Source organism: Bacteroides sp. MSK.18.37 (assembly GCF_019129155.2).
GTDB lineage: Bacteria > Bacteroidota > Bacteroidia > Bacteroidales > Bacteroidaceae > Bacteroides > Bacteroides ovatus.
The window spans coordinates 4,335,925-4,360,202 of the sequence record NZ_JAHOIB020000001.1 but is presented as its reverse complement, the minus strand read 5'-3'; the positions used below and the strand labels follow the sequence as shown (position 1 = coordinate 4,360,202).

The 24,278-nt window shown below is 42.8% G+C and carries 16 protein-coding genes and 1 tRNA gene; 9 read left to right on the top strand and 8 right to left on the bottom strand.

Annotated features, from left to right (window positions below; all coding sequences use genetic code 11):
* Positions 1 to 214: 214 nt before the first annotated feature.
* The 4 genes from KSX81_RS16800 to KSX81_RS16785 all read right to left on the bottom strand — a co-directional run bounded on the left by KSX81_RS16800 (position 215) and on the right by KSX81_RS16785 (position 10,158).
* Positions 215 to 5,950, bottom strand: a complete 5,736-nt coding sequence (locus KSX81_RS16800) for an alpha-2-macroglobulin family protein (RefSeq protein ID WP_004301424.1) — start codon at positions 5,948 to 5,950, stop codon at positions 215 to 217.
* A gap of 588 nt (positions 5,951 to 6,538) precedes the next feature.
* A complete protein-coding gene (locus tag KSX81_RS16795; RefSeq protein ID WP_004301421.1) occupies positions 6,539 to 6,709 on the bottom strand; it encodes a hypothetical protein in 171 nt (56 codons plus the stop codon).
* Between the two features lie 883 nt (positions 6,710 to 7,592).
* A complete protein-coding gene (locus KSX81_RS16790) occupies positions 7,593 to 9,050 on the bottom strand; it encodes an aminoacyl-histidine dipeptidase (RefSeq protein ID WP_004320988.1) in 1,458 nt (485 codons plus the stop codon).
* A 121-nt stretch (positions 9,051 to 9,171) separates the two neighbouring features.
* Positions 9,172 to 10,158 (bottom strand): lysylphosphatidylglycerol synthase transmembrane domain-containing protein, encoded by a 987-nt coding sequence (locus tag KSX81_RS16785; RefSeq protein WP_004301414.1) that lies wholly within the window; start codon positions 10,156 to 10,158, stop codon positions 9,172 to 9,174.
* A 116-nt stretch (positions 10,159 to 10,274) separates the two neighbouring features.
* On the opposite strand from KSX81_RS16785, the gene rsmA reads away from it, so the two are divergent.
* The 3 genes from rsmA to KSX81_RS16770 all read left to right on the top strand — a co-directional run bounded on the left by rsmA (position 10,275) and on the right by KSX81_RS16770 (position 14,420).
* Positions 10,275 to 11,075: a 16S rRNA (adenine(1518)-N(6)/adenine(1519)-N(6))-dimethyltransferase RsmA gene (gene rsmA / locus KSX81_RS16780; protein WP_004301411.1), complete on the top strand. Its 801-nt coding sequence runs from the start codon at positions 10,275 to 10,277 to the stop codon at positions 11,073 to 11,075.
* Positions 11,076 to 11,140: 65 nt separating this feature from the next.
* Positions 11,141 to 12,481 carry a magnesium transporter gene (gene mgtE, locus KSX81_RS16775; RefSeq protein WP_004301409.1) on the top strand — a complete coding sequence of 447 codons (1,341 nt, stop codon included), beginning with the start codon at positions 11,141 to 11,143 and terminating at the stop codon, positions 12,479 to 12,481.
* 85 nt (positions 12,482 to 12,566) lie between these two features.
* On the top strand, positions 12,567 to 14,420 hold the full coding sequence (locus KSX81_RS16770) for a DUF349 domain-containing protein (protein ID WP_004301408.1): 1,854 nt from the start codon (positions 12,567 to 12,569) through the stop codon (positions 14,418 to 14,420).
* A 297-nt stretch (positions 14,421 to 14,717) separates the two neighbouring features.
* On the opposite strand, the gene KSX81_RS16765 is transcribed toward KSX81_RS16770, so the two are convergent.
* Positions 14,718 to 14,788 (bottom strand) — tRNA-Gln (locus KSX81_RS16765).
* A 265-nt stretch (positions 14,789 to 15,053) separates the two neighbouring features.
* Between KSX81_RS16765 and rsfS the strand changes: the two genes are divergently transcribed.
* From rsfS to KSX81_RS16750, 3 genes are read left to right on the top strand one after another with little or no spacing between them, the layout of a single operon-like run.
* Positions 15,054 to 15,413, top strand: coding sequence for a ribosome silencing factor (gene rsfS / locus KSX81_RS16760; protein ID WP_004301405.1), 360 nt, complete (start codon positions 15,054 to 15,056; stop codon positions 15,411 to 15,413).
* Positions 15,414 to 15,422: 9 nt separating this feature from the next.
* A complete protein-coding gene (gene ftsH, locus KSX81_RS16755) occupies positions 15,423 to 17,573 on the top strand; it encodes an ATP-dependent zinc metalloprotease FtsH (RefSeq protein ID WP_044918366.1) in 2,151 nt (716 codons plus the stop codon).
* A gap of 16 nt (positions 17,574 to 17,589) precedes the next feature.
* Positions 17,590 to 18,438: a phosphatidate cytidylyltransferase gene (locus KSX81_RS16750; RefSeq protein ID WP_004301401.1), complete on the top strand. Its 849-nt coding sequence runs from the start codon at positions 17,590 to 17,592 to the stop codon at positions 18,436 to 18,438.
* Positions 18,439 to 18,540: 102 nt separating this feature from the next.
* Here KSX81_RS16750 and KSX81_RS16745 read toward each other — a convergent pair whose 3' ends face one another.
* From KSX81_RS16745 to surE, 3 genes are all read right to left on the bottom strand, one after another.
* A complete protein-coding gene (locus KSX81_RS16745) occupies positions 18,541 to 19,323 on the bottom strand; it encodes a NigD-like protein (RefSeq protein ID WP_004301399.1) in 783 nt (260 codons plus the stop codon).
* A 93-nt stretch (positions 19,324 to 19,416) separates the two neighbouring features.
* Positions 19,417 to 20,553, bottom strand: a complete 1,137-nt coding sequence (gene lpxB, locus KSX81_RS16740; RefSeq protein WP_004301397.1) for a lipid-A-disaccharide synthase — start codon at positions 20,551 to 20,553, stop codon at positions 19,417 to 19,419.
* 12 nt (positions 20,554 to 20,565) lie between these two features.
* On the bottom strand, positions 20,566 to 21,333 hold the full coding sequence (surE, locus tag KSX81_RS16735; RefSeq protein WP_004305393.1) for a 5'/3'-nucleotidase SurE: 768 nt from the start codon (positions 21,331 to 21,333) through the stop codon (positions 20,566 to 20,568).
* Positions 21,334 to 21,689: 356 nt separating this feature from the next.
* Here surE and KSX81_RS16730 point away from each other — a divergent pair, with 356 nt between their 5' ends.
* The 3 genes from KSX81_RS16730 to KSX81_RS16720 are packed head-to-tail and all read left to right on the top strand — an operon-like array spanning position 21,690 to position 24,248.
* A complete protein-coding gene (locus KSX81_RS16730) occupies positions 21,690 to 22,454 on the top strand; it encodes a ParA family protein (RefSeq protein ID WP_004301394.1) in 765 nt (254 codons plus the stop codon).
* Positions 22,455 to 22,469: 15 nt separating this feature from the next.
* Positions 22,470 to 23,360, top strand: coding sequence for a ParB/RepB/Spo0J family partition protein (locus KSX81_RS16725; protein ID WP_004301392.1), 891 nt, complete (start codon positions 22,470 to 22,472; stop codon positions 23,358 to 23,360).
* Positions 23,361 to 24,248: a DUF5683 domain-containing protein gene (locus tag KSX81_RS16720; protein ID WP_004301390.1), complete on the top strand. Its 888-nt coding sequence runs from the start codon at positions 23,361 to 23,363 to the stop codon at positions 24,246 to 24,248. It begins immediately after the preceding gene.
* Positions 24,249 to 24,278 lie beyond the last annotated feature (30 nt).

Genomic DNA, 24,278 nt, shown 5'->3' with positions numbered 1-24,278 from the left:
ACAAATGTAGGGGTTTTAGATGAGTTTTTCACCACAGATTACACAGATTAACACAGATTGGGAAAAGACTTTACTTAATAGCAGTCCTTGTAAGCCCCTGTTTATAAGAAAAAAGTTCCTCACCGACGAAGGATGCCTTCCTCGGTGAGGAACACCCTCTTCATCGGTGAGGAACGCCTCGCTCGTCGGTGAGAATAAAAATCCCCTGCCGGAACTATTTAATAATAATTGTCATCGAAGCAGAATGCGAAGCGTATTCCGGTGCATAAGCACACTGCATAGTTGCCAAACCAGTTTCGTAAGTTCCTGCACGACTGACACGGTAACTATATTCCAACACGTATACACCCTTTCCTAAATGATCGAAGAAGAAATTAGTCGATGCATCTTTGATGTCTACGTAATAGCCAAGCCCGTTGTTCCAACGATAACCGGAGATACTGCCGATCGGTTCGAAACAAGCGCCCCGCTGATCTTTCAACTGTACAAAGTCCATCGGACGGTCTACGCGGATGCTCAAACGGGAAACGACTTTATCACCTACCTGAAGAACCGTTTTGGCAGTAATAGGCTGTAATTGAGGCACGTTATTCATCGTACGCTCCACATACAACTGTTTCTCAACATTCAGGTCGCCGCCCTGTTGTTTCACATCACTGACAGGAGATTCAAATTCTGCATACACAGCTCCCCAAGCAATACCCGGATTTCTCTTTTCCACTTCAATCTTGCGGGCATCCACCACATTCTTCTGTGTGAAAGAACGTTTGATATATCCCAATCCAGGAACAGTCGTTTTACTTGGACTAACAGTTTCCAGCACTTCATTAGCAATCACAATCCGTACATCTCCCTGATTGTCGAGTAAATTAGCGCCCTTCATCAGCAATGCAAATACCGCATCGGCAGTAGCTACCGGAGAATTCCACTGTTGTGTCTGCTTTTGCTTCAACAACCAAAGTTTCATTTCTTCCACTGTATCGGTATTGCCACCTGTCTGTTCCAGCGCTTCCATCACATCTACATGAGCCTGCATCTGCATTCCGCCCCATGTATATGGATTCTCGTTGAAAGCAAAGAACATTCCCTGTTCATCTGTCTTCGTCAGATGTTCTTTCAGAGAAGCGACAAATTCCTGCGCTTCCTTCTTGCGTCCGGCTTTATCAAGCACAATGGCGGCAATCGCTTTTGTATCCATCGAAGGAGAAGTCAGCAATTCTCCTACCTTAGAAAGATAATAGGTATAAGCCGCTTTATTGGCTGCGGGTACCTGCTCTCCCGAAATAGCGATGAGATACAAATATTGCAGAATACTGCCCGAAACGCCAGTAAACTTCACACCGTCTTTCTGTGCTTTCAGGATTTCCTTATACTCGTCCAAAGCTGATTGATGAAGGTAAGCGAAAGCCTTCTGTTGCAAGGAAAGAGCCGATCCGCTTAATTTCTCACCTGTCAGCATAGCCAGACGGGCATTCAGTTCGGCGATATAGGTAGTTACAGATCGACTCCCGTTCATTCCTTTATACCAGGACCATGCCCCATTTGAGTTCTGTAACTCCTGCAATCGAGTCAAAGCTGCGATATTATTACTACGGATGTTATTCAAATCAAACAAGGTGGCGATGCGCTCTTTCTGTTGCTCTTCCGTCTGTGCTTCGAGTACCCAGGGAGACTCGGACAAAATGATATTCTTCACTTCCTGATTCTTTTGCAGATTGCTCAAGAACGTTTCTTTCGTACCTCCTTGCAGTTTCCAACTTTCAAATACCGCTTTGATCTTCGGCTGACTGTTCATGATAAACGAAGCCAATGTATTGGCATAGTAGGCAGTAGCCCAGGAAATAGCGTTATTACTTGTCGGAAGACTCAATGAAGGCAATGCCTGAACGGCATACCAAGCCGGGTTTCCTGTAAATTCAACAGTTAGTTTACGATCTGTGGCTGTTTTACTTTGTTGATTGAACAGATGATCGAGTGAGAAAGTACGGGTTTCTTCTCCACGCACTGGCATTGGAAGTGTCTCCACCAAATGCTCTTTATTGCTAAGAACCGGAAGCAACTGTTGTTCTCCATCGCTGAAAGTACCACTGTCGGCAATCATCCGGCATCCCACTATTTCGTATTTATCACTAACGATAAACTGGAAGTCCACACCCATTGTCTTTCCGGCAGCAAGGCTGAATTTCTGTTTTTGTGTACTGATAACCTTCTCTGTCATCGGGTCAAAAAGGACCAGACTGACCGTTCCGGCTTGCGGCTTACCAGTCATATTAGAGATAGAAGCTGCCAGAGAAGTCTTATCACCCACACGCACAAAACGAGGGAGATTAGGAGTCAGCATAAATTCTTTGCTTGTGGTAGCTTCGCCATCCAATGTTCCCGTCAACATTCCCTTTGTATGAGAATATCCACGGAAGTTCCAACGCGTCAGACTTTCAGGCATCGTGAATGAGAAAGAGATCTCTCCCTGTTCATTGGTGCGAAGTTGAGGATAGAAGAATGCTGTTTCTGCTAAATTGGTACGCAAGTCAGCAGATGCTTCGGGAAGCATTTCGTTGTCAGATGCCTCATCCGCTTTTTCTCCCGTGGGTATCATTTCCGATTGAAATTCAACATTAGTCATGGCATCAGCAGCCATAGCCGATTTCATCTTTGGCGCATTACTCCTTAAAGTTGCAACGTCCAATGTCGAAACGCTACCTGTCACCGTCAACTTTCTCGTCGAGCCATATCCTCTCACTATTACTTCACCCAAATCTCTTCCATTATTATAATAGTCCGATAGCATCACAAAATGGTCATACTCCAGTGATGGCACTTTGAGACTCTTCGTATTCCACCAGTAGTTGAATGAATTATTGCCGGAATATCCACTCATCCAGTTAGAATATGGGACAATCTGGTTATAATAGATTTGGAAATTCTGTTGCCGATTCCATATTTTATCCAAGGAAGCATCATACATCGTTGCCAGCATTTCCGCGTTAGCAGCTTGTCCTTGCGGCGTTTTAATCGTCAGCTTCCATTCTTCCTTTTGTCCCGGACGCAATTTATCACGGAACACTTCCCACTTCATAGTCAGTGTCTTATCAGGAATCCGTTTGGTCAGCCGCACCTGTTCCTGATAAACCTGTCCGTCCCTCACCATACAGAGATTCACAAAGACACCATCCCCATAACTTTCCCGATATGGATACTCGAAACGTACAATCGTATCTGACAAATTCAACGTCTTGCTCTCCAGCAATTTATCACCGGAAAATACGTTCATCATCACATAAGCATCTTTTTTCGACGTACCGAAACAGAACACGGCCGGATGGGCAGCATCAAATTCCGTATTTGCACCATAGAACCACATCGTCGTTTCTACAGGCGGACGTTTGTCCTCAACAGAGAAAAGAATCGTGTTGGTGTCAGCAGTCACTTCCTTGCCCTGATTATCTTTCACTGATGCTTTCAGCACATAAGGTCCCGATGGAAGATTCTTCCAGTCGAGCGTCATGTCTTCATTAGAAGTAAAGGTTCCCGTTGCAACCGGTTTCTCTTCCAACTGCTTAAAGTCCTTGTCTTTGGCAGGGTACAAGTAATAATTCCCCTTCACCTCCACAGGTTGTCCATTCAGGTTCTGCACTTTAAACATTGTTTCGAAGGGTTGATCCTTGCAAGTCTTATCTTGCAATTCCACCTGCAAAATCAACGAACGGTTTCCTGCCGAAATCACGTCCGTAGAAGATTGTGTTTCACCTGCCACATTGGTAACAGTGGCCTCAATGGAATAACGATAATATACCTTATCATTATTCTTATAAGAGTCACTTTCCTGCAAACGAACCGGTATCGTGAATTCTCCATTCTCATTGGCCATCACTTCACCGGAAGCAATCTGCACAGATTCCGCAAACCGCCAAAGGCTGTATGCAGAACGCTTTACCGTATATTTCACCAGAAGATCCTGAAGCAGCACACCACTATAAGATTGTACCTTACCCTTCACCTGTACCTCATCACCCAGTTTGTAACTTCCTTGTTGCTTTTCAAAAGTGATATCAAATGTCGGACGTTTATAATCTTCTACCCGAATGCCTGTATGGCCTCTTCCCGCTTTCAAAGAAAACATTCCGTTCAGACAGGCCGAAGGCAATGCGAAATCGGTGGTAAACGAACCGAACTCATTGGTACGTACCGACTTCTGCCCTACTTCCTGATTGTTTACATCCAATAAAGTCACCGTATATTCCTTGTTCGGAAGTACATTCGCCGTATCCGATTGTTGAGAATAAGCAATTCCCTTCACATACACAGTCTGTCCGGGACGATACAAAGAACGGTCGGTCAATAAAGTCATATTTTCAGTCACTTTATCTTCGTCGCCGTAATATCCGTAACTTCCTGCATAAATGCCTTGTTTCGGCATTGCCGTATCCGTCCCCTTGGAAGCTTTCAGATAGCGGTATTCGGATTTCCAGGGAAATACGACCTTACCCTCTTCGTTTGTCGTAAACTCCTGCAACACTTTTTCGTCATTACTGTACATCGTCACTTTCGCATGGGGAATAGGATGCCCTGTCTGTCCATCCAGCGTCACCACTTGATACTGTTTGTCCGGCAAACGGCACGTCAGCACTTTGAAACGTGTTACATCAAACTTGCTTTCACTATCTCTCTTCGCACGAATATCCGGTATGATACGCATCACGTAAGATCCAAGTTCAGGAGCTTTGAATGTAAACACAGTGTCCTGCGTCTGATAATCTTTCGGACGAAGCACAGCGTAATGTTGTTCCTTTATCAGTTTCTTCGCCTGATAAAGACGGACAGTGAAACCATCCAGATTTTTGTGTGAGACCCTTAATTCTATCTCTTCGTTCGGAAAAGCCAAATCGGATGCATTAACATTCAAATAAGGAGCCAATATCTCTTCCCGAAGATTTTTCAAAGCATTGATTCTGCGATAGCCTGAATAAAGGCGGATTGCCTCATCGCAAAGCTGCAATGCATTGAGCTGCTGTTGTTTTCCAATAGTATATCGGGCTTCTGCCAAATAGACTTCGGCACAGATGGGTTCGGAAGCATACTTGTTTTTCAATCTGTTCAAAGCTTTCAGATAAGTATCTTCCGTCAGTACCGGAAGTTCGCCCTTAGCCTGCAGAGGTCGAATATTCCGATCAGCATTCCATCTCCATTCCAGGTAGTTAAGTGCTGTCAACACATAACCTTCTTTTAATCCGGTTGCTTTATAAGCGGAAATCATATTCCCATAAATAGCTATTATATCTTGTTTGACCGGATTCACAGTACCGTCATTAGTAATCCTGTTACCCAATTCTTCCACCCGTTGCAGTGCTTCAATGCTACGGGAAGCCAATAAATGATACATATCATGGTGATAGTATTCGCTCGTTTCCCCCAATTCTACAAAAGGAATATAGCCGCGTGAGGACGTTTTGAGCAGCAATACAGAATCGGCCAATGCCTCCTTTATATTTGTCCGCACTTTTTCGATGAACATATTGGCTGTCCATTCACGCATATCGGTAGCAGGTGTCTGGTCTACGATTTCTGTCCGTTGGCGGAGTTGCCACTGGTTGCTGGCTGCATAATCTGCATAGATTCCCGCTATCAAAGAGTGTAGGATGGCGCGATCCATTGGTTGGTCAGTCTGTTTCACCCATTGTTCCAGTCCTTTCAAATCAGCGTAAAGACTGTCGGGATTCAACATTTCCCGATATTTCATCCGCCACGTATATGCTTTGAGCATTTGTGGAGAGTTTTTCTCTTTTTCCCCTTTCTGATAAATCTCATCAGACAGTTTTATCACAGTCTTAGGCAAGCTCTTTTTCTCCGCTTGCTCCACTTCTTTCCATAATTTGTCGAAAGTTTGTGCCTGTACCGCCGGAATCACTCCCAACCATAGCAGCACCATCATACAAATCTGCTTTACTTTCATAATCTTTCTAGTTTAAGTTTGCTATAAGTCTCACTCTTATAAATAACAAAGTAAGGAAATAAAGTTTAAAGATTTGTACTTTTTAGCTTAAAAAAAGCTTTTATCAAGCTATCAGCCCCATACCATATTGTATAAACATTAGCCTATTAATCAACTCGCTCTGGAATAAAATAAAAAGTCCAAAAACTGCCACTCGGTTTATTATTTAATTGAAAAGTTTATCTTCTGCAATAAGATTCACCTATCTCTTACAAGTTCATAAATGCAAAAGTATCTTGCACCTTACACTAAACCAGCGATAGTCAACTGATATACAAGTATTTGAAGCAGTGCAAGATACCGTTGCAGATGCGTGCAAGATAGAGGTATCTTACACACTGTCTCGTTTATAAGAATCCGGGCATATTCATAGAAGACACTCAATAATTTGCAGCACCTCTACATAAAATGGCTTGTTCATGCCGGTGAACAAGCTGTTTTATGCCTTGAGACCAACAGTTTCAAGTAATGAAACTACCAGTTTCACACCGGAAAACTAAGTGTTTAATACCTTGAAACTAAGTGTTTAATACCTTGAAACTAAGTGTTTCAAGCGTATGAAACAAACTGTTCACAAGCTTGAAACTGATTTTCCCCTATGGAGAAGCCAATCGAAACCTTACGGAATACAATTAATTCATCCGTATCTATTATCTCGTTCAGCCTGTTATTCCAGATAATATTACGCCAGTTATCAGACACAAATACATCATCTTTCATGTATTAGTACCAGACAAATCAGCATACAACTTACTATAAATCAACTATTAAGCACTTATTACAGGTATAATTGTAGGGTGAGAGTAAAAATTACCCTCACCCTACAATCACAGTTACCCTCACCCTTTGTAACATCGATGAACAAAGGCTTTCAAGTGATTCGGTGAGGGTATGATAGTAAAATCAGCCAAACTCGCATGTGATACATTCCAGCCCAAGTGGCAAAAGACAGTGTACCCAAACACAGAAATTAAAGGAGGAACTGACACTGAAACAGATCCCCCGCCACAGTTGTTAGCTAAAACAACTCTATATAAAATTTTAGATATAAAAAATGGGGATATCGTATTTAATAACGTATCCCCACTCTAAACTTAGTTAATGTACTTGTTCTCATTTCTCAATTCTGTACCCCCATGAAAGCATTTCATTACGACCTACTTCACTAAGGATTTTTCTAACTAAAGAACCCATTTTCTTTGCCATAATCTTTAAACCTTTTAAATTACTAATTCCTGAAAACTAAAAAATAAAACTTACTTGTTTGGTTTGGTATTAATTGTTGAATATCCCCAAACATGTACATCGGCTTCGCCGATCTTTCTAAACAATCTTTTTAAACTTTTCATTTTGTTATCCTCCTAATTACATGTTTTACAACACAAAAATACAGCCTTTGTTTATACATTGATCTAAAAAAGAGAGAAATTTATGTTTTATAGCATATTTCTTGATTTGCATCAATTAATTTATTTGTTATAAAGCAGAATTGTAATATACGCTGCAATAAATATGAAAAAAAGGCACAGATGAAATATCATCCGTGCCTTCACTATGGTCACCTATTATATAATAGGAGAATATTTATATAAAGAGAAATACGTTATTTCATTGGAGTTTGCTCCAAAGTTGCCACCAGGAAGTCATAGAACTTCTGTACGGTAGGAATCAACGCTCTTTCGTCCGGTGAATGCGGTGAACGCAAAGTCGGACCAAAAGAAATCATGTCCAATCCCGGAATAATAGCACCGATAATACCACATTCCAAGCCAGCGTGAATCACTTTCACTGCAGGTTCTACACCAAACTGTTGTTTATAGGATGACTTCATCGCATGCAAAATCGGAGAATTTACATCAGGTTGCCAACCGGAATATCCGCCTGTCATCTCTACCTTCATCCCTGCCATAGAGAAACAAGACTCCAGGCTGGTAGTCAGATATTCTTTCATGCTATCGCTTGAACTGCGAGCCAGAATCTTAATGGCTGCCTTTCCTTCACCAATCGTTATAATAGCAAGGTTGGAAGAAGTTTCTACCGTATCTGGAACAGTAGGGATCATACGTGTCACACCGTTCTGACAAGCAAAGATTGCATCAATCAGATTGTCCTGAATTTCTTCAGGTACTTCACCGGCAGGAAGTTCTACACGTTCAGCCGTAAAACTGATCGGAGTTTCAATAGCTGAATATTCTTCGTTGAACAGGTTTTCGCAGTATTTCACCAAGCCCAGCAGTTCTTCTTCATTTTCAGCCGGAATGGTAATAACCGCATGTGCTTCACGTGGGATAGCATTACGCATATTACCACCTTCCCAGCTAGCCAAACGGGCTTCATAGCTGGCAACCGCTTCACGAACGAAACGAACCAGCAACTTATTGGCATTGGCACGTCCTTCATTGATTTCCAATCCCGAATGTCCGCCGCGTAATCCTTTCAAAGTAACTTTCACTGCGATATCTCCTGCTTCGGGAGCTACTTCCTTATATTCCAGGGTAGCAGTTACGTCCATACCTCCGGCACAACCGATATACAATTCACCTTCATCTTCGGAATCCAGATTCAAAAGGATTTCACCGTTCAGGGTACCCGGCTTCAAGCCAAATGCACCGTACATGCCGGTTTCTTCGTCTTTAGTGACAAGAGCTTCCAGAGGGCCGTGTTTCAGGTCTTTTGCTTCCAGCACGGCCATGATGGCAGCTACTCCCAGTCCGTTGTCCGCACCCAAAGTAGTACCTTTTGCCTTTACCCAGTCACCGTCTATATAAGTTTCAATCAGATCTTTTTCAAAATCGTGTACAGTATCGTTGTTCTTCTGCGGAACCATATCCATGTGCGCCTGAAGAATTACACCTTTCCGGTTTTCCATACCCGGAGTCGCCGGTTTACGGATAATTACATTACCTGCTTCGTCTACAAAAGACTCCAGACCCAAACCTTTTCCAAAACCTAGAAGAAATTCTGTTATTTTTTCCATGTGTCCTGACGGACGAGGAATCTGTGTCAACGAATAAAAATGCTTCCACACGTTTTGTGGAGCTAAAGAAAGAATGGTACTCATAATAAATATTTTAAAACGATTTTAAATCTAATAATTAAACAGTGCCAAGTTATGGAAAAGTTTTCAGATGGCAAAGGACGTCAGCAAAAACATTTAAGAATACACACTTTTAGCTAAAATTTCACCCTCGATGTCTGTTAGTGAACGACAGGGCAGCAAAGCCATAGATACCCAACAGAACAACCAGAAAGGTTTGAATACCATGCACAATCAGGGCAAAGATTCCGGCATCCGTCACATTTACCCCATAAAGCATCATCATAGAAATGATAGCGAAATGCCACGGTCCCGCCCCGTTGGGAGTAGGCACAATCACGGCAAACGTACCACCTACAAACATGACCAATGCTGCTAGAATTCCTAAATGTGCCGTAAAGGCGAAACAATAGAATGTGAAATAGAAATGGAGAAAATAACACGCCCAAATGGCCAGTGTATAAAAAATAAAGAGAGGAATGTTGCGTACTCCCTTTAAAGACATAATCCCCTCCCATATATTAAGTACAAAGCCTTTCACCCGTTCATAGAAGAACAGCGTTTTTCTTAAATAATAAAGAAGGATCGCCACACCGATAAAACAAAACAGGATGATATAAAACCATACCGAAGTCAGGAGATGAACAAGAGAAGGGATTTTTGTTCCGGTCTGTTGAAGAAAGGTAACGAATATCGGTAATTGAAGCAAGACTGTGATGCCTGTGATGAGAAGAATCGTCAATGTATCGACCAATCGCTCCGTAACGACTGTTCCCAACGACTTGGCAAACGAGACGTTATCATATTTCGCCAAGACCCCGCAGCGGCTCACTTCCCCGATCCGGGGAACTACCAGACTGGCGGCATAAGAAATGAAGATAGCATTCACGCAATCGCTCTTTTTCGGGAAAGCGTCCAACGGTTCCAGTGTCTGCCTCCACCGCCATCCACGAAAGACTTGCGCGAACACCCCGAACACTAATGAGAAGAGCATCCACCACCAATTTGTACCGTGTAATAATACATCGCCCGCTTTTGTAAAATCAAAGTCGCGATACACCCAGAATAAGATAAAGCCGCCTAAAACAACCGGTAATATCAGTTTCAGCGTCTTTTTTAATAGTTTCTTCATCCTTAATTCTTCATTAGCTTCGCTGACACATCATTTATTTTTTAATAAATAGTGGTACGTTCTTCATTTAAAAGAATTACCTTTGTCGACTGCAAAAGTAATTATTTAGTTGGTAAATGAAATTAGTAAAGCCTAAAAAGTTTCTCGGACAACACTTTCTGAAAGATCTGAAAGTTGCGCAAGATATTGCCGATACTGTCGACACCTTCCCTGAACTGCCTATTTTGGAGGTGGGACCGGGCATGGGAGTATTGACCCAGTTTTTGGTGAAAAAAGACCGGTTGATAAAGGTCGTAGAAGTTGACTATGAGTCGGTTGCCTATCTTCGCGAAGCTTATCCGTCGTTGGAGGACCACATCATCGAAGATGACTTTCTGAAAATGAACCTTCACCGGCTATTCGACGGCACACCTTTCGTACTGACCGGTAATTATCCGTATAACATCTCCAGCCAGATCTTTTTCAAGATGCTAGACAACAAAGATATCGTCCCCTGCTGTACGGGAATGATTCAAAAAGAGGTAGCCGAACGTATTGCAGCCGGACCGGGCAGCAAGACTTACGGTATCCTTAGCGTATTGATTCAGGCATGGTATAAAGTGGAATACCTATTCACAGTGAGTGAGCACGTGTTTAATCCGCCTCCCAAAGTGAAAAGTGCTGTTATCCGCATGACGCGCAACGAAACTAAAGAATTGGGATGTGACGAGAAACTGTTCAAACAGGTAGTGAAAACGACTTTCAACCAACGACGCAAAACATTGCGCAACTCTATTAAACCTATTTTAGGCAAAGATTGTCCACTCACGGAGAACATCTTATTTAATAAACGTCCGGAACAACTATCGGTAGCAGAATTTATCGACCTGACCAATAAAGTGGAAGAAGCATTAAAGACGGCAGGCAACAACCTATAACCGATCTACGGGCAGCAGTAAGCAGAGAACTGGATTTTGTAATTCGTAATTTGTAATTGACAACGATGAACGAGGAATACATTGACAACGTTAAACACCTTATTGAGCAAAAAGATGCCGATACGGTAAAAGGGCTTCTCATCGACCTCCATCCGGCCGACATTGCCGAATTGTGCAATGACCTGAATCCGGAAGAGGCTAAATTCATCTATCGCCTGCTCGATAATGAAATTGCCGCCGACGTGCTTGTCGAAATGGACGAAGACGCTCGTAAAGAACTGCTCGAAATGCTTCCTTCGGAGACAATCGCCAAACGCTTCGTTGACTACATGGATACGGACGATGCCGTAGACCTGATGCGTGAACTCGATGAAGATAAGCAGGAAGAGGTTCTTTCGCACATCGAGGACATTGAACAGGCAGGTGACATTGTCGACTTGTTGAAATACGACGAAAATACCGCCGGTGGTTTGATGGGTACGGAAATGGTACTCGTCAACGAGAACTGGAGTATGCCCGAATGTCTGAAAGAGATGCGTCAACAGGCGGAAGAGCTGGACGAAATCTATTATGTATATGTCATCGACGATGACGAACGTCTGCGAGGTATCTTCCCGCTCAAAAAGATGATTACTTCCCCTTCTGTATCGAAAGTGAAACACGTGATGCAGAAAGATCCGATTTCGGTACACGTAGATACTCCCATTGACGAGGTAGTACAGGCGATTGAGAAGTATGACTTGGTGGCTATCCCTGTTGTCGACAGTATCGGTCGGCTTGTGGGACAAATCACCGTCGACGACGTCATGGATGAAGTCCGTGAGCAGTCGGAACGTGACTATCAGTTGGCATCCGGTCTTTCGCAGGACGTAGAAACAGACGATAATGTATTGAGACAGACCACCGCCCGCCTCCCCTGGCTATTAATCGGTATGATCGGCGGAATCGGCAACTCTATGATATTGGGTAATTTCGACTCCACCTTTGCTGCCCATCCCGAAATGGCACTGTACATCCCGCTAATCGGTGGTACAGGAGGAAATGTCGGAACACAATCTTCGGCAATCATCGTACAGGGTCTGGCAAACAGCTCGCTGGACGCTAAAAATACCTTCAAGCAGATTACCAAGGAATCGGTAGTAGCTTTAATTAATGCCACTATTATCTCCTTATTAGTATACACCTACAACTTTATCAGGTTCGGCGCAACGGCTACGGTCACCTATTCCGTATCCATCAGCTTGTTTGCCGTGGTAATGTTCGCTTCTATTTTCGGGACACTGGTACCGATGACGCTGGAGAAGTTCAAAATCGATCCAGCCATTGCAACAGGTCCGTTTATAGCCATTACAAATGACATCATCGGAATGATGTTGTACATGGGAATAACCGTTTTATTATCATAAAAACACGATAAACAAAAAAAAATAAGCAAAATAGTATGAAGTAATCGTTTTATTTCATTAATTTGTGACCCAAAACTAATATACAATGATGGACGCTCATGACACTAATCAACCCTTGAACCAAGGGGAATTAGAAGAAGAAAAGAAAACAGTCGAGGTTTCTGAAGCTATTACAGAGACTCCGGCTGAAGATGTTACTGCCGAAGTTCAACCTGAAGCAGCTCCTAAACCTGCCACTAAGGAAGATGTACTAAACCAGCTAAAAGAGCTTGCGCAAGATGCTGAAAATGCGAACAAGCAGGATATTGACAATCTGAAACAATCATTCTACAAGTTACATAATGCCGAGTTGGAAGCTGCTAAGGTACAGTTTACAGACAACGGTGGAAACATTGAAGATTTTGTTGCCGAAGAGGACCCGACGGAAGAAGAATTCAAACGCCTGATGGGGGTTATCAAGGAAAAACGCAGTAAACAGGTTGCCGAGCTGGAACGCCAAAAGGAAGAAAACCTGCAAGTGAAACTTTCCATTATTGAAGAACTGAAAGAATTGGTGGAATCCGGAGATGACGCCAACAAATCTTATACGGAGTTCAAGAAGCTGCAACAGCAATGGAATGATACGAAACTGGTGCCGCAAGGTAAAGTGAATGAACTTTGGAAAAACTATCAATTATATGTAGAGAAGTTCTACGATTTATTGAAACTGAACAATGAGTTCCGCGAATACGACTTCAAAAAGAATCTGGAAATCAAAACGCATCTCTGCGAAGCTGCCGAAAAGTTGGCTGACGAGGAAGATGTTGTTTCCGCTTTCCACCAACTTCAGAAGTTACATCAGGAGTTCCGCGATACAGGTCCGGTAGCCAAAGAACTGCGTGATGAAATATGGAACCGGTTCAAAGCAGCTTCTACCGCTGTCAACCGCCGCCATCAGCAGCACTTCGAATCGTTGAAAGAAGCCGAACAGCATAATTTGGATCAAAAAACCGTCATCTGCGAAATCGTTGAAGCGATTGAGTATGATGAACTGAAAACATTCTCTGCCTGGGAAAACAAGACCCAGGAAGTGATTGCCTTGCAAAACAAATGGAAAACTATCGGTTTTGCGCCCCAAAAGATGAATGTGAAGATCTTCGAGCGTTTCCGCCATGCCTGCGATGATTTCTTCAAGAAGAAAGGAGAATTCTTCAAGAGCCTGAAAGAAGGAATGAACGAGAATCTGGAAAAGAAGAAAGCGCTCTGCGAAAAAGCGGAAGCCTTGAAAGATAGTACAGACTGGAAAGTAACTGCCGATGCACTGACCAAACTTCAAAAAGAATGGAAGACCATCGGACCGGTTGCCAAGAAACACTCGGATGCTATCTGGAAACGGTTTATCACAGCTTGCGACTACTTCTTCGAACAAAAGAACAAAGCTACTTCTTCACAACGTTCTGTAGAAACAGAGAATATGGAAAAGAAGAAAGCGTTGATCGAGAAGTTATCCGCTATTGATGAAAGCATGGATACCGAAGAAGCAAGTACATTGGTTCGGGATTTAATGAAAGAGTGGAACTCTATCGGTCATGTGCCGTTCAAAGAAAAAGATAAGTTATACAAGCAGTATCACGGAATCATCGATCAGTTATTCGACCGCTTTAACATCAATGCTTCCAACAAGAAGTTAAGTAACTTCCGTTCGAATATCAGCAATATCCAGGGAAGCGGTACTCAATCTCTGTACAGAGAACGTGAAAAGCTGGTACGTACTTATGAGAATATGAAGAATGAGCTTCAGACTTATGAGAACAATCTAGGCTTCCTGACTTCTACTTCTAAGAAAGGCAGCAGCCTGCTGACTGAATTGAACCGCAAGGTAGATAAGTTGAAAGCAGACTTGGAACTGGTATTACAAAAGATCAAAGTAATCGATGAATCAATAAAAGCAGAAGAATAAGAGTTCTGCCCGATTTAGAAAAATTAGAAACAGGTTTTATACTCACTTGAGCTATAAAACCTGTTTTTCTTTTCTACTAAACAAGACGACAGCCAGTTTAAGGATTTATTCTTTATCAATCAACCGCACGGCTTTTCATAAGATTAGCGTTTTTCGAACTATCAACGTGCATTCGTGTCACCGAATTAGCCACCGAATTAGCGTCAACTTTTTTCGGATGGTATTTGTCAAAGCACAAAAAAACCCGCTAAAATTGCATTTTTAGCGGGTTTTTGTCAGTAAAAAGCTGGTGTTTTGTTGGGCTACCTGGATTCGAACCAGGAATGACAGGACCAGAATCTGTAGTGTTACCATTACACCATAGCCCAATAATTTCCGTTTGCGGGTGCAAAGATACAAATATTTTGGGAATTCAAAACAATTCTGATATTTTTTTTTGCAAAAATGTCCAAATAAGCTTTCCAAACAAAAGTATCTCCACTAAAAAACACAAAAATTGAGGGATAACTTTCTTGTATCCAATAAATCAGCGTATATTTGTCAAAAATATCACGTTTATAATCAGAAACAAAGGGTTGCCTTTTTTTGTTATAAACAAATAGAGAACATGAATTATTAATCTCAATTACAGGAATGAACGATACTAAAGTATTAATTGAAAAAATAAAAGAAGGAATTCAAGAGAAAAAAGGTAAAAAGATAATCGTTGCCGATTTAACCAGCATAGAAGATACCATCTGTAAATATTTCGTTATCTGTCAGGGAAATTCTCCCAGTCAAGTGAGTGCTATTGTAGATTCAATCAAGGAATTTACACGCAAAGGTGCGGATAGCAAACCTTATGCAATCGATGGACTCCGGAATGCTGAATGGGTGGCAATGGACTATGCCGATGTACTGGTACACGTCTTTTTACCGGAGACAAGAGATTTTTATAATCTTGAACACCTTTGGGCAGATGCCAAACTTACTCAAATCCCCGATCTAGACTAATTAATGATTATGGACAATAATAATAGCAATAATAACAATAGCAATAAACCTAACAATAAGGTTAATATGCCGAAGTTCAACCTGAACTGGATGTATATGATTATTGCCCTTATGCTTCTCGGCCTCTGGTGGGGCAGTGATTCAAAGGGAGCTGGAAGTAAAGCTGTAACTTACAGTGAATTTCAGGACTACGTAAAAAAGGGCTATGTAAACAAAGTATTGGGTTATGAAGATAAGTCAATCGAAGCTTTTCTTAAACCGACTGCTGTAGGGGCTGTTTTTGGAGCGGACTCTACCAAAGTGGGACGTAACCCTATCATTACAAGTAGAACGCCATCTACCGATAAACTGGAAGAGTTTTTGCAGGCAGAAAAGGAAGCCGGTCATTTTGACGGTTCTTCCGACTATCCGCCCAAATCGGATATTTTTCCCGCAATCCTGATCCAGATACTCCCGCTTGTCTTGCTTGTAGCGTTATGGATCTTCTTCATGCGCCGTATGAGCGGAGGTGGCAGTGGTGGCCCTGGCGGTGTATTTAACGTAGGAAAATCAAAAGCCCAGCTTTTTGAAAAAGGTGGAGCCATCAAGATTACATTTAAGGATGTAGCGGGTTTGGCAGAAGCGAAACAAGAGGTAGAGGAAATTGTAGAGTTCTTGAAGGAACCGCAGAAATATACGGATTTGGGAGGTAAGATACCCAAAGGAGCATTGCTGGTAGGCCCTCCGGGAACCGGTAAAACTTTGCTTGCCAAAGCTGTGGCGGGTGAAGCTAATGTTCCTTTCTTCTCACTGGCAGGTTCTGACTTCGTGGAAATGTTTGTGGGTGTAGGTGCATCCCGTGTTCGCGACTTGTTTAAACAGGCCAAAGAGAAAGCTCCTTGTATCGTCTTTATTGATGAGATTGATGCCGTAGGACGTGCTCGTGGCAAAAATCCTGCAATGGGAGGAAATGACGAACGCGAAAACACATTGAACCAGTTATTGACAGAGATGGACGGTTTCGGTTCCAACAGCGGTGTAATTATCCTTGCTGCTACTAACCGTGTAGACGTACTTGATAAAGCATTGCTCCGTGCAGGACGTTTTGACCGTCAGATACATGTGGATCTGCCCGACTTGAATGAACGTAAAGAAGTATTTGGTGTGCATTTGCGCCCGATCAAAATAGACGATAGTGTTGATGTAGACTTGCTGGCTCGCCAAACTCCGGGATTCTCGGGTGCGGATATCGCCAATGTCTGCAATGAAGCTGCATTGATCGCTGCCCGCCACGGAAAGAAATTTGTAGGCAAGCAAGACTTTCTGGATGCGGTAGACCGCATCATCGGTGGTCTGGAAAAGAAAACCAAGATTACTACGGAAGCTGAAAGACGTTCCATCGCTTTGCATGAAGCAGGACACGCCTCTATCTCCTGGTTATTGGAATATGCCAATCCGTTGATTAAGGTAACTATCGTTCCCCGCGGACGTGCATTAGGAGCTGCCTGGTATCTGCCGGAAGAACGTCAGATTACTACTAAGGAGCAAATGTTGGATGAAATGTGTGCTACTTTAGGAGGACGCGCCGCTGAAGATTTATTCCTCGGCCGCATTTCAACTGGTGCCATGAACGACTTGGAAAGAGTGACTAAACAGGCATACGGTATGATTGCTTATTTAGGTATGAGCGACAAGCTGCCGAATTTATGTTATTACAACAACGATGAATATTCTTTCAACCGTCCATACAGCGAAAAGACAGCCGAACTAATTGACGAAGAAGTCAAGAGAATGGTGAACGAGCAGTATGACCGCGCCAAGAGAATTCTGTCAGAGCACAAAGAAGGTCACAACGAACTGACGCAATTACTGATTGACAAAGAGGTAATCTTTGCGGAAGACGTTGAACGTATCTTCGGCAAACGCCCCTGGGCTTCGCGTTCGGAAGAAATCATGGCTGCTAAAGAAAGCCAGGATGCCGCAAGAGCTGAAAGGGAACTTGCCCAAAAGTTAAAAGAAGAAGAAAAAGAAATCAAAGAAGAAGAAGCTGAAAATACTGCAGAGGAGCAAGCTCCCATTGACACCAAAGTTGCCGCAGCAGGTAACAAGGTTACAGTGGAAGGCAAAGTTACCGTAGAGGGTAAGTCCAATGGAGAAGAACAAGCTAACGGGTCCAAATAATTAAAACGAATAGATTTTGATTAACAATTTCATAAAACGAGCTATTACGGGTGTACTCTTCGTTGCCATCTTGGTAGGGTGCATCCTTTATGACGCATTCAGTTTTGGCATTCTGTTTACCGTTATCAGTGCACTGACTATTTATGAGTTTGCACAGTTGGTAAATATGCGCGCAGAAGGAGTCAAGATAAACAAGACCATTAATATGCTCGGCGGGGCTTATTTATTCCTCGCAATCATGGGATTCTGCATTGATGCAGCCGATTCGAAAATATTCATCCCGTATGTGCTTTTATTGCTTTACATGATGATTAGCGAGTTGTATCTGAAAAAGGAGAACCCGGTACTTAACTGGGCTTATTCGATGCTTAGCCAACTTTATATCGGTCTGCCTTTTGCTTTGCTGAATGTATTGGCTTTCCATAATGATCCGGCATCGGAATTCAGTAGCATAAGCTATAATCCGATTCTACCGTTATCCATCTTTATTTTCCTTTGGCTGAATGATACGGGTGCTTATTGCATCGGGTCACTGATAGGCAAACACCGACTCTTTGAACGCATCTCTCCCAAGAAATCATGGGAAGGTTCTATCGGCGGCGGAGTTGTAGCAATCGGAGTGTCTTTTATACTTGCTCACTACTTCCCATTTATGTCAATGATGGAATGGGCAGGACTGGCATTGGTAGTGGTTATATTCGGTACATGGGGCGACCTGACGGAGTCATTGCTAAAACGCCAATTGCACGTAAAGGATTCGGGAAATATTCTTCCGGGACATGGAGGGATGCTCGATCGGTTTGACAGTTCTTTGATGGCCATACCGGCAGCAGTCGTTTACTTATATGCATTAACATGGTTCTAACAGGAGTTTTTCTCATCGATTAGAATTGCACACAATACAAAAGGTCGGGAACTTCGATAGAAGTATCCCGACCTTTTTCACACACAGTAAATCATAGTTAGGTTATCGGATCGAAGAAGTGGAGTGTACATCCTTCGCAGCTTCCGGCACACCTACCGGATGTTCCAGATCAAGAACGATCACTCTTCCTTCTCCATGTTCTCTTGAATTTATAGTCACTTTAAAACCTTTCATTGTTGATTCGGCATCTTTTTCCGTTGGGAAGAACTTTTCCAAATTATAAGAAACTCGTCCCCATCCCCAATAGTCAGTCACATCCTCATACGTATTATAACGCAGTTCCAAATGTACGTAACCATCTTCAGCTACATTCAATGTTCCCGGTTCTGATGGTTCTCCCGTTTCTATCTTATTTTGCACAAGGCTGATACGATGTTTCTCCGAGCGAGGCAGCTCCTGACGGAAAATAACATTCAGGAATTTTCCTCCCAACCACATGTCACCCTGATAAATCAGGATAGGATCATTGCCGAATTCCACCGCTTCTTCCTCTGTGGTCATATCTTCCACTTCCTTTGTCAACAATTCCTGTACACCTTCCATTTTCACCTGAACTCCTTTTCCTCCTTCCATGTCATACAAAGGATTGAAAAAGGCCACTACACGTTCACCGTCTACCGGTTTAAACCAAGGTATGGAAGTAGCAACCGGATCAATCAATCCCCAACGATCACCTTCCAAATAATAACCTCCTCCACCGGTTGCCCGAACGGTCGCCCAATCCCAACTGAAATCTCCGATAGAATAACCATCATCATCACATGATTGCAACATTGGCACTAATGCCAATAACAACATTCCTAAAAGCCACTTAAATTTTTTCATATCTTTTTCCTTTCTTTTTTTAGTCTTCTGCTTAATAAATAAAAAAGCCGTGCAATTACTGCATCGGCTTTACGTTTATTCAGAAAAAGAAAGTTATTTTTTCAACAAGCGCAGCATTTCACGAGCTGCATGACAGGGAGCACCGGCAGGTCCCAACCGTTCCGCCACATATTCATATCCCAAAAGCATTTCATTTCTATATGCTTCATTTTCAATGATATTTTTCAATTCATTTTGCATATTCTTCACGGTCATCGTATCCGCCACCAACTCTTTTACCACTTCACGGTCGGCAATCAGATTAACCAACGAAATAAATTTCACGGTCAAGATATGACGCCGCAAGAAGGAAACCACTTTCCCTATCGGAGTGTAATAACAAACGACTTGGGGAACACGGAACAATGCCGTCTCAAGAGTAGCCGTGCCTGAAGTGACCAACGCCACATCTGCGTGTTGCAACAAACGATAGGTTTGATCGAAAATGATTTTCACTTTCGACTCTCCTACATATTTTTTATAATATTCAGGAGCAATGGCAGGAGCACCCGCCAGAACAAGCTGATAATCGGGAAAAGCAGAAGCAGCCTTCAACATATCTGGTAGATTATCTTTGATTTCCTGTTTCCGGCTACCTGCAAGAAGAGCTATTACCGGTTTTTCTTCCAGTTGATTCTCCGCAATAAACTGATCCTTATTTTTCGGATGAGCTTTCTGATAAGCCACCACCTCATCCACGGTAGGATTTCCAACATAGTGGATGGGGTATTGATGCTTTCCTTCGAAGAACTCTACTTCAAAAGGAAGAATGGAGAAAAGTTCGTCTACATCTCGTTTTATATTCTTGATGCGATACTCTTTCCAGGCCCATATCTTCGGAGAAATATAATAATAAACCGGGATCTGTGTCTTTGCATGGACAAACTTGGCTATATCCAGATTGAATCCCGGATAGTCCACCAGAATAACAACATCCGGTTGCCAGGAAACAATATCTCCTTTACAACGCTTCATATTTGCAAAGATAGTGCGCAGATGGAGCAACACGGGAATAAAACCCATGTATGCCAGTTCTTTATAATGCTTCACCATCGTTCCTCCGACGGCAGCCATCAAATCACCTCCGAAAAACCGGAAATCAGCCTGCGGATCTTCTGCCTTTAAGGCAGCCATCAGATGAGAAGCGTGCAAGTCGCCGGAAGCTTCGCCGACAATCAGATAATACTTCATGATAGTTGATAGTTAACTAAACCATTTGTTAAGTTCATCCATAAAGTGATAAGCTGTCACATCAACCGTGGTCGGAGTGATAGCAACATAGCCATTTGCCAAAGCCCAATGATCGTTCCTCTCATTTTCAAGTTCGTGATCGGTAAATTCACCGGTCAACCAGAAATAATTCGGATCGTTCAGACGGGGACAGGCAGCCCATTCGTTCGTCCAACGACCTTTTGCCTGTTCACAGATTTTGATTCCTTTGATATCGGTCGTATCCGGGAAGTTTACGTTCAGACAGGTTAAAGGAGGAAGTCCTTTTTCCAGTACCATGGCGGCAATACTGCGAATATAAGGTCCGGTAGCTTCAAAATCGGCATCGGGTGCATGATTGCACAAAGAGAAGCCTATAGAAGGGATTCCATTCAAACAGCCTTCGAATACCACTCCCATTGTGCCGGAATAATGCACGTTAGTGGCAGAGTTGTCTCCATGATTGATACCGCCGACTACCAAGTCCGGTGTCCGGTCGAGCACTGTGTTCCGTGCCAATTTGATACAATCGGTCGGTGTTCCCGAACATTTATAAACAGTTAAACCTACTTCTTTCTTTACTAACTGGTAATGAACAGGCTGCGTCACCGTCAGCGCACAACCACTGCCCGAGCGCGGAGCATCAGGTGCCATTACCACAATATCTCCCAAAGGGCGAAGAAACTTCACCAGTTCATTAATCCCTTTAGCCATCACGCCATCGTCATTTGAAACAAGTATCAACGGCTTTTCATTTTCCATATCTTCAATCCTTTCCTTTTTTATATTCGCACAAAAGTAACAAAAAGAAGCCGTACCGCCAAACACCTCCCTACATCAGATCGAAAAGTCTCTTTCCGCCCCACTCCTACCCGTTTACAAATCTTAATCTTCTGCAAGCGAGCAAAAAAAGAAATAGATATCCAATATAAATATGTATATTTGCAAGCTCGTTAAAGAGAAAAGAAGATGATGAACCTGTTGAAGTTTTGTAACCGTTTCGTCCGACAGTTATTAACAAAACAGGCGACTTATCAACAGAAATTGCAAAGTTTCTCTTTTTTCGTAGGCGCTCTAAGGATTTATCACTTATTTCGCTGCCAATAAATTTAGAGAATATGGGAAAAATTATTGCTTTGGCCAATCAAAAAGGCGGTGTAGGAAAGACAACGACTACGATTAATCTCGCAGCTTCACTTGCTACACTGGAAAAAAAGGTACTCGTAGTAGATGCCGACCCGCAAGCTAATGCCTCTTCCGGCTTGGGAGTAGACATCAAGCAGTCGGAATGCACTATCTATGAATGTATTATTGACAGAGCCAACGTACAGGACGCTATCCTTGATACGGAGATTGATTCTTTGAAAGTAATCTCTTCGCACATCAATCTCGTAGGAGCAGAGATTGAAATGCTGAACCTCCCAAACCGAGAAAAGATACTAAAAGAAGTACTCACGCCTTTGAAGAAAGAATATGACTATATTCTGATAGACTGTTCTCCTTCATTAGGACTAATCACGATCAACGCCCTAACGGCAGCCGACTCCGTGATTATCCCCGTTCAAGCTGAATATTTTGCTCTTGAAGGTATTAGCAAATTGTTGAATACCATCAAAATCATCAAGTCGAAACTGAATCCGGCTTTAGAAATCGAAGGTTTCTTACTGACAATGTATGACTCTCGTCTGCGTCAGGCTAATCAGATTTACGATGAAGTGAAACGTCATTTCCAGGAACTGGTATTCAACACCGTTATTCAACGAAATGTGAAATTGAGCGAGGCTCCCAGCTACGGTGTCCCGACCATCCTTTACGATGCGGAATCTACCGGCGCCAAAAATCACCTGGCCCTTGCTAAAGAGATTATCAACCGAAATAAATAAAAGAAAGAAGAAGATATGGCAACACAAAAAAGAAATGCATTAGGACGTGGTCTCGACGCCTTGCTCTCAATGGATGATGTGAAAACCGAAGGGTCTTCTTCCATTAATGAAATAGAGCTGGCAAAGATTACTGTCAATCCCAACCAGCCCCGCCGTGAGTTTGACGAAACAGCATTGCAGGAACTGGCTGATTCCATTGCGGAAATCGGTATCATCCAACCTATCACTTTACGCAAACTCTCGGACGATGAGTATCAGATCATCGCGGGAGAGCGTCGTTATCGTGCATCACAAAGAGCAGGACTGAAAACAATCCCTGCTTATATACGCACTGCCGACGACGAAAACATGATGGAAATGGCGCTGATTGAAAATATCCAGCGTGAAGACCTGAATGCCGTAGAAATCGCACTTGCCTACCAGCATCTGCTCGATCAGTACGAACTGACACAGGAACGTCTTAGCGAACGTATCGGAAAGAAACGAACGACGATCGCCAACTACCTGCGCTTACTGAAATTGCCGGCTCCAATACAGATGGCCCTGCAAAACAAGCAGCTGGACATGGGACATGCCCGTGCGCTGATTTCATTAGGCGACCCTAAACTACAAGTTAAAATATTCGAAGAAATACAAGAACACGGATATTCAGTCCGCAAAGTAGAAGAAATTGTTAAATCATTAAGCGAAGGAGAAGCTGTGAAAAGCGGCACACGGAAAATAACACCCAAACGTGGCAAACTTCCTGAAGAATTCAACTTATTGAAGCAACAACTCTCCGGCTTTTTCAACACCAAGGTACAACTCACCTGCTCTGAAAAGGGAAAAGGCAAGATCAGTATTCCTTTCGGGAACGAGGAGGAACTGGAACGTATCATGGAAATCTTCGATACGCTAAAGAAGTAAATGACAAGAAAAAGTAAGAAATATCAGTTACTAGTCAGCGCCCTGCTTCTCTGTTTTTTACAGGTGGCAGGGATTGATGTGTATGCACAATCCACTGTTACTCCGGCACGGAAAGATACAACAATCATACAGCGCGAAGCGCCGAAAGCCCGTGCACGAAGGCATCGTGATCCGATAATACAGGACTCGGTGAAGAAGGATTCTATCCAAATCATACCATCCAAAGAACTTCCGGCCATCGACAGTTTGTCAGCTGCTAAAATACAGATAGCGGATAGCTTGGATGCAGCCAACAAGAAAGAGCTGAAAAAGATAGAGCAACCTGCCTCCATTGTTGTAAAGACCGACACTGTGCCGCCACCTGCTCAAGATATTAACAAGAAAATATTTATCCCAAATCCGACCAAAGCAACGTGGCTGGCAGTCGTATTCCCCGGTGGAGGACAGATTTACAACCGTAAATACTGGAAATTACCTATTATATATGGAGGATTTGCTGGTTGTGCTTACGCCTTAAGTTGGAACGGTAAGATGTACAAAGACTATTCGCAAGCCTATCTGGACATTATGGACAGCAATCCGAATACGAAAAGTTACGAAGATTTGTTGCCCCCGAACTCCACTTATAATGAGGAGCAGCTAAAAAACACACTAAAAAGAAGAAAAGATATGTTCCGTCGTTATCGGGACCTTAGTATATTTGCATTTATCGGAGTTTACCTGATCTCTATCATCGACGCTTATGTAGATGCGGAGTTATCCAACTTCGATATAACCCCCGACTTGAGTATGAAAGTAGAGCCGGCCGTTATTGATAATAACAACCAGTTCCGCTCCAACAGTTTTAAAAACAAGTCGGTTGGTCTGCAATGCGTATTACGATTTTAAAAAACACAATTTAGATTGATCTTATTATTG

What these genes read in the sequence shown, in the direction of transcription:
- KSX81_RS16730 (WP_004301394.1), top strand. Translation starts at nt 21,690, where the DNA reads ATGGGAAAAATTATTGCTTTGGCCAATCAAAAAGGCGGTGTAGGAAAG.
- rsmA (WP_004301411.1), top strand. Translation starts at nt 10,275, where the DNA reads ATGAAATTAGTAAAGCCTAAAAAGTTTCTCGGACAACACTTTCTGAAA.
- ftsH (WP_044918366.1), top strand. Translation starts at nt 15,423, where the DNA reads ATGGACAATAATAATAGCAATAATAACAATAGCAATAAACCTAACAAT.
- KSX81_RS16790 (WP_004320988.1), bottom strand. Translation starts at nt 9,050, where the DNA reads ATGAGTACCATTCTTTCTTTAGCTCCACAAAACGTGTGGAAGCATTTT.
- KSX81_RS16800 (WP_004301424.1), bottom strand. Translation starts at nt 5,950, where the DNA reads ATGAAAGTAAAGCAGATTTGTATGATGGTGCTGCTATGGTTGGGAGTG.
- rsfS (WP_004301405.1), top strand. Translation starts at nt 15,054, where the DNA reads ATGAACGATACTAAAGTATTAATTGAAAAAATAAAAGAAGGAATTCAA.
- KSX81_RS16725 (WP_004301392.1), top strand. Translation starts at nt 22,470, where the DNA reads ATGGCAACACAAAAAAGAAATGCATTAGGACGTGGTCTCGACGCCTTG.
- lpxB (WP_004301397.1), bottom strand. Translation starts at nt 20,553, where the DNA reads ATGAAGTATTATCTGATTGTCGGCGAAGCTTCCGGCGACTTGCACGCT.
- KSX81_RS16745 (WP_004301399.1), bottom strand. Translation starts at nt 19,323, where the DNA reads ATGAAAAAATTTAAGTGGCTTTTAGGAATGTTGTTATTGGCATTAGTG.
- KSX81_RS16795 (WP_004301421.1), bottom strand. Translation starts at nt 6,709, where the DNA reads ATGAAAGATGATGTATTTGTGTCTGATAACTGGCGTAATATTATCTGG.
- mgtE (WP_004301409.1), top strand. Translation starts at nt 11,141, where the DNA reads ATGAACGAGGAATACATTGACAACGTTAAACACCTTATTGAGCAAAAA.
- KSX81_RS16720 (WP_004301390.1), top strand. Translation starts at nt 23,361, where the DNA reads ATGACAAGAAAAAGTAAGAAATATCAGTTACTAGTCAGCGCCCTGCTT.
- surE (WP_004305393.1), bottom strand. Translation starts at nt 21,333, where the DNA reads ATGGAAAATGAAAAGCCGTTGATACTTGTTTCAAATGACGATGGCGTG.
- KSX81_RS16785 (WP_004301414.1), bottom strand. Translation starts at nt 10,158, where the DNA reads ATGAAGAAACTATTAAAAAAGACGCTGAAACTGATATTACCGGTTGTT.
- KSX81_RS16770 (WP_004301408.1), top strand. Translation starts at nt 12,567, where the DNA reads ATGATGGACGCTCATGACACTAATCAACCCTTGAACCAAGGGGAATTA.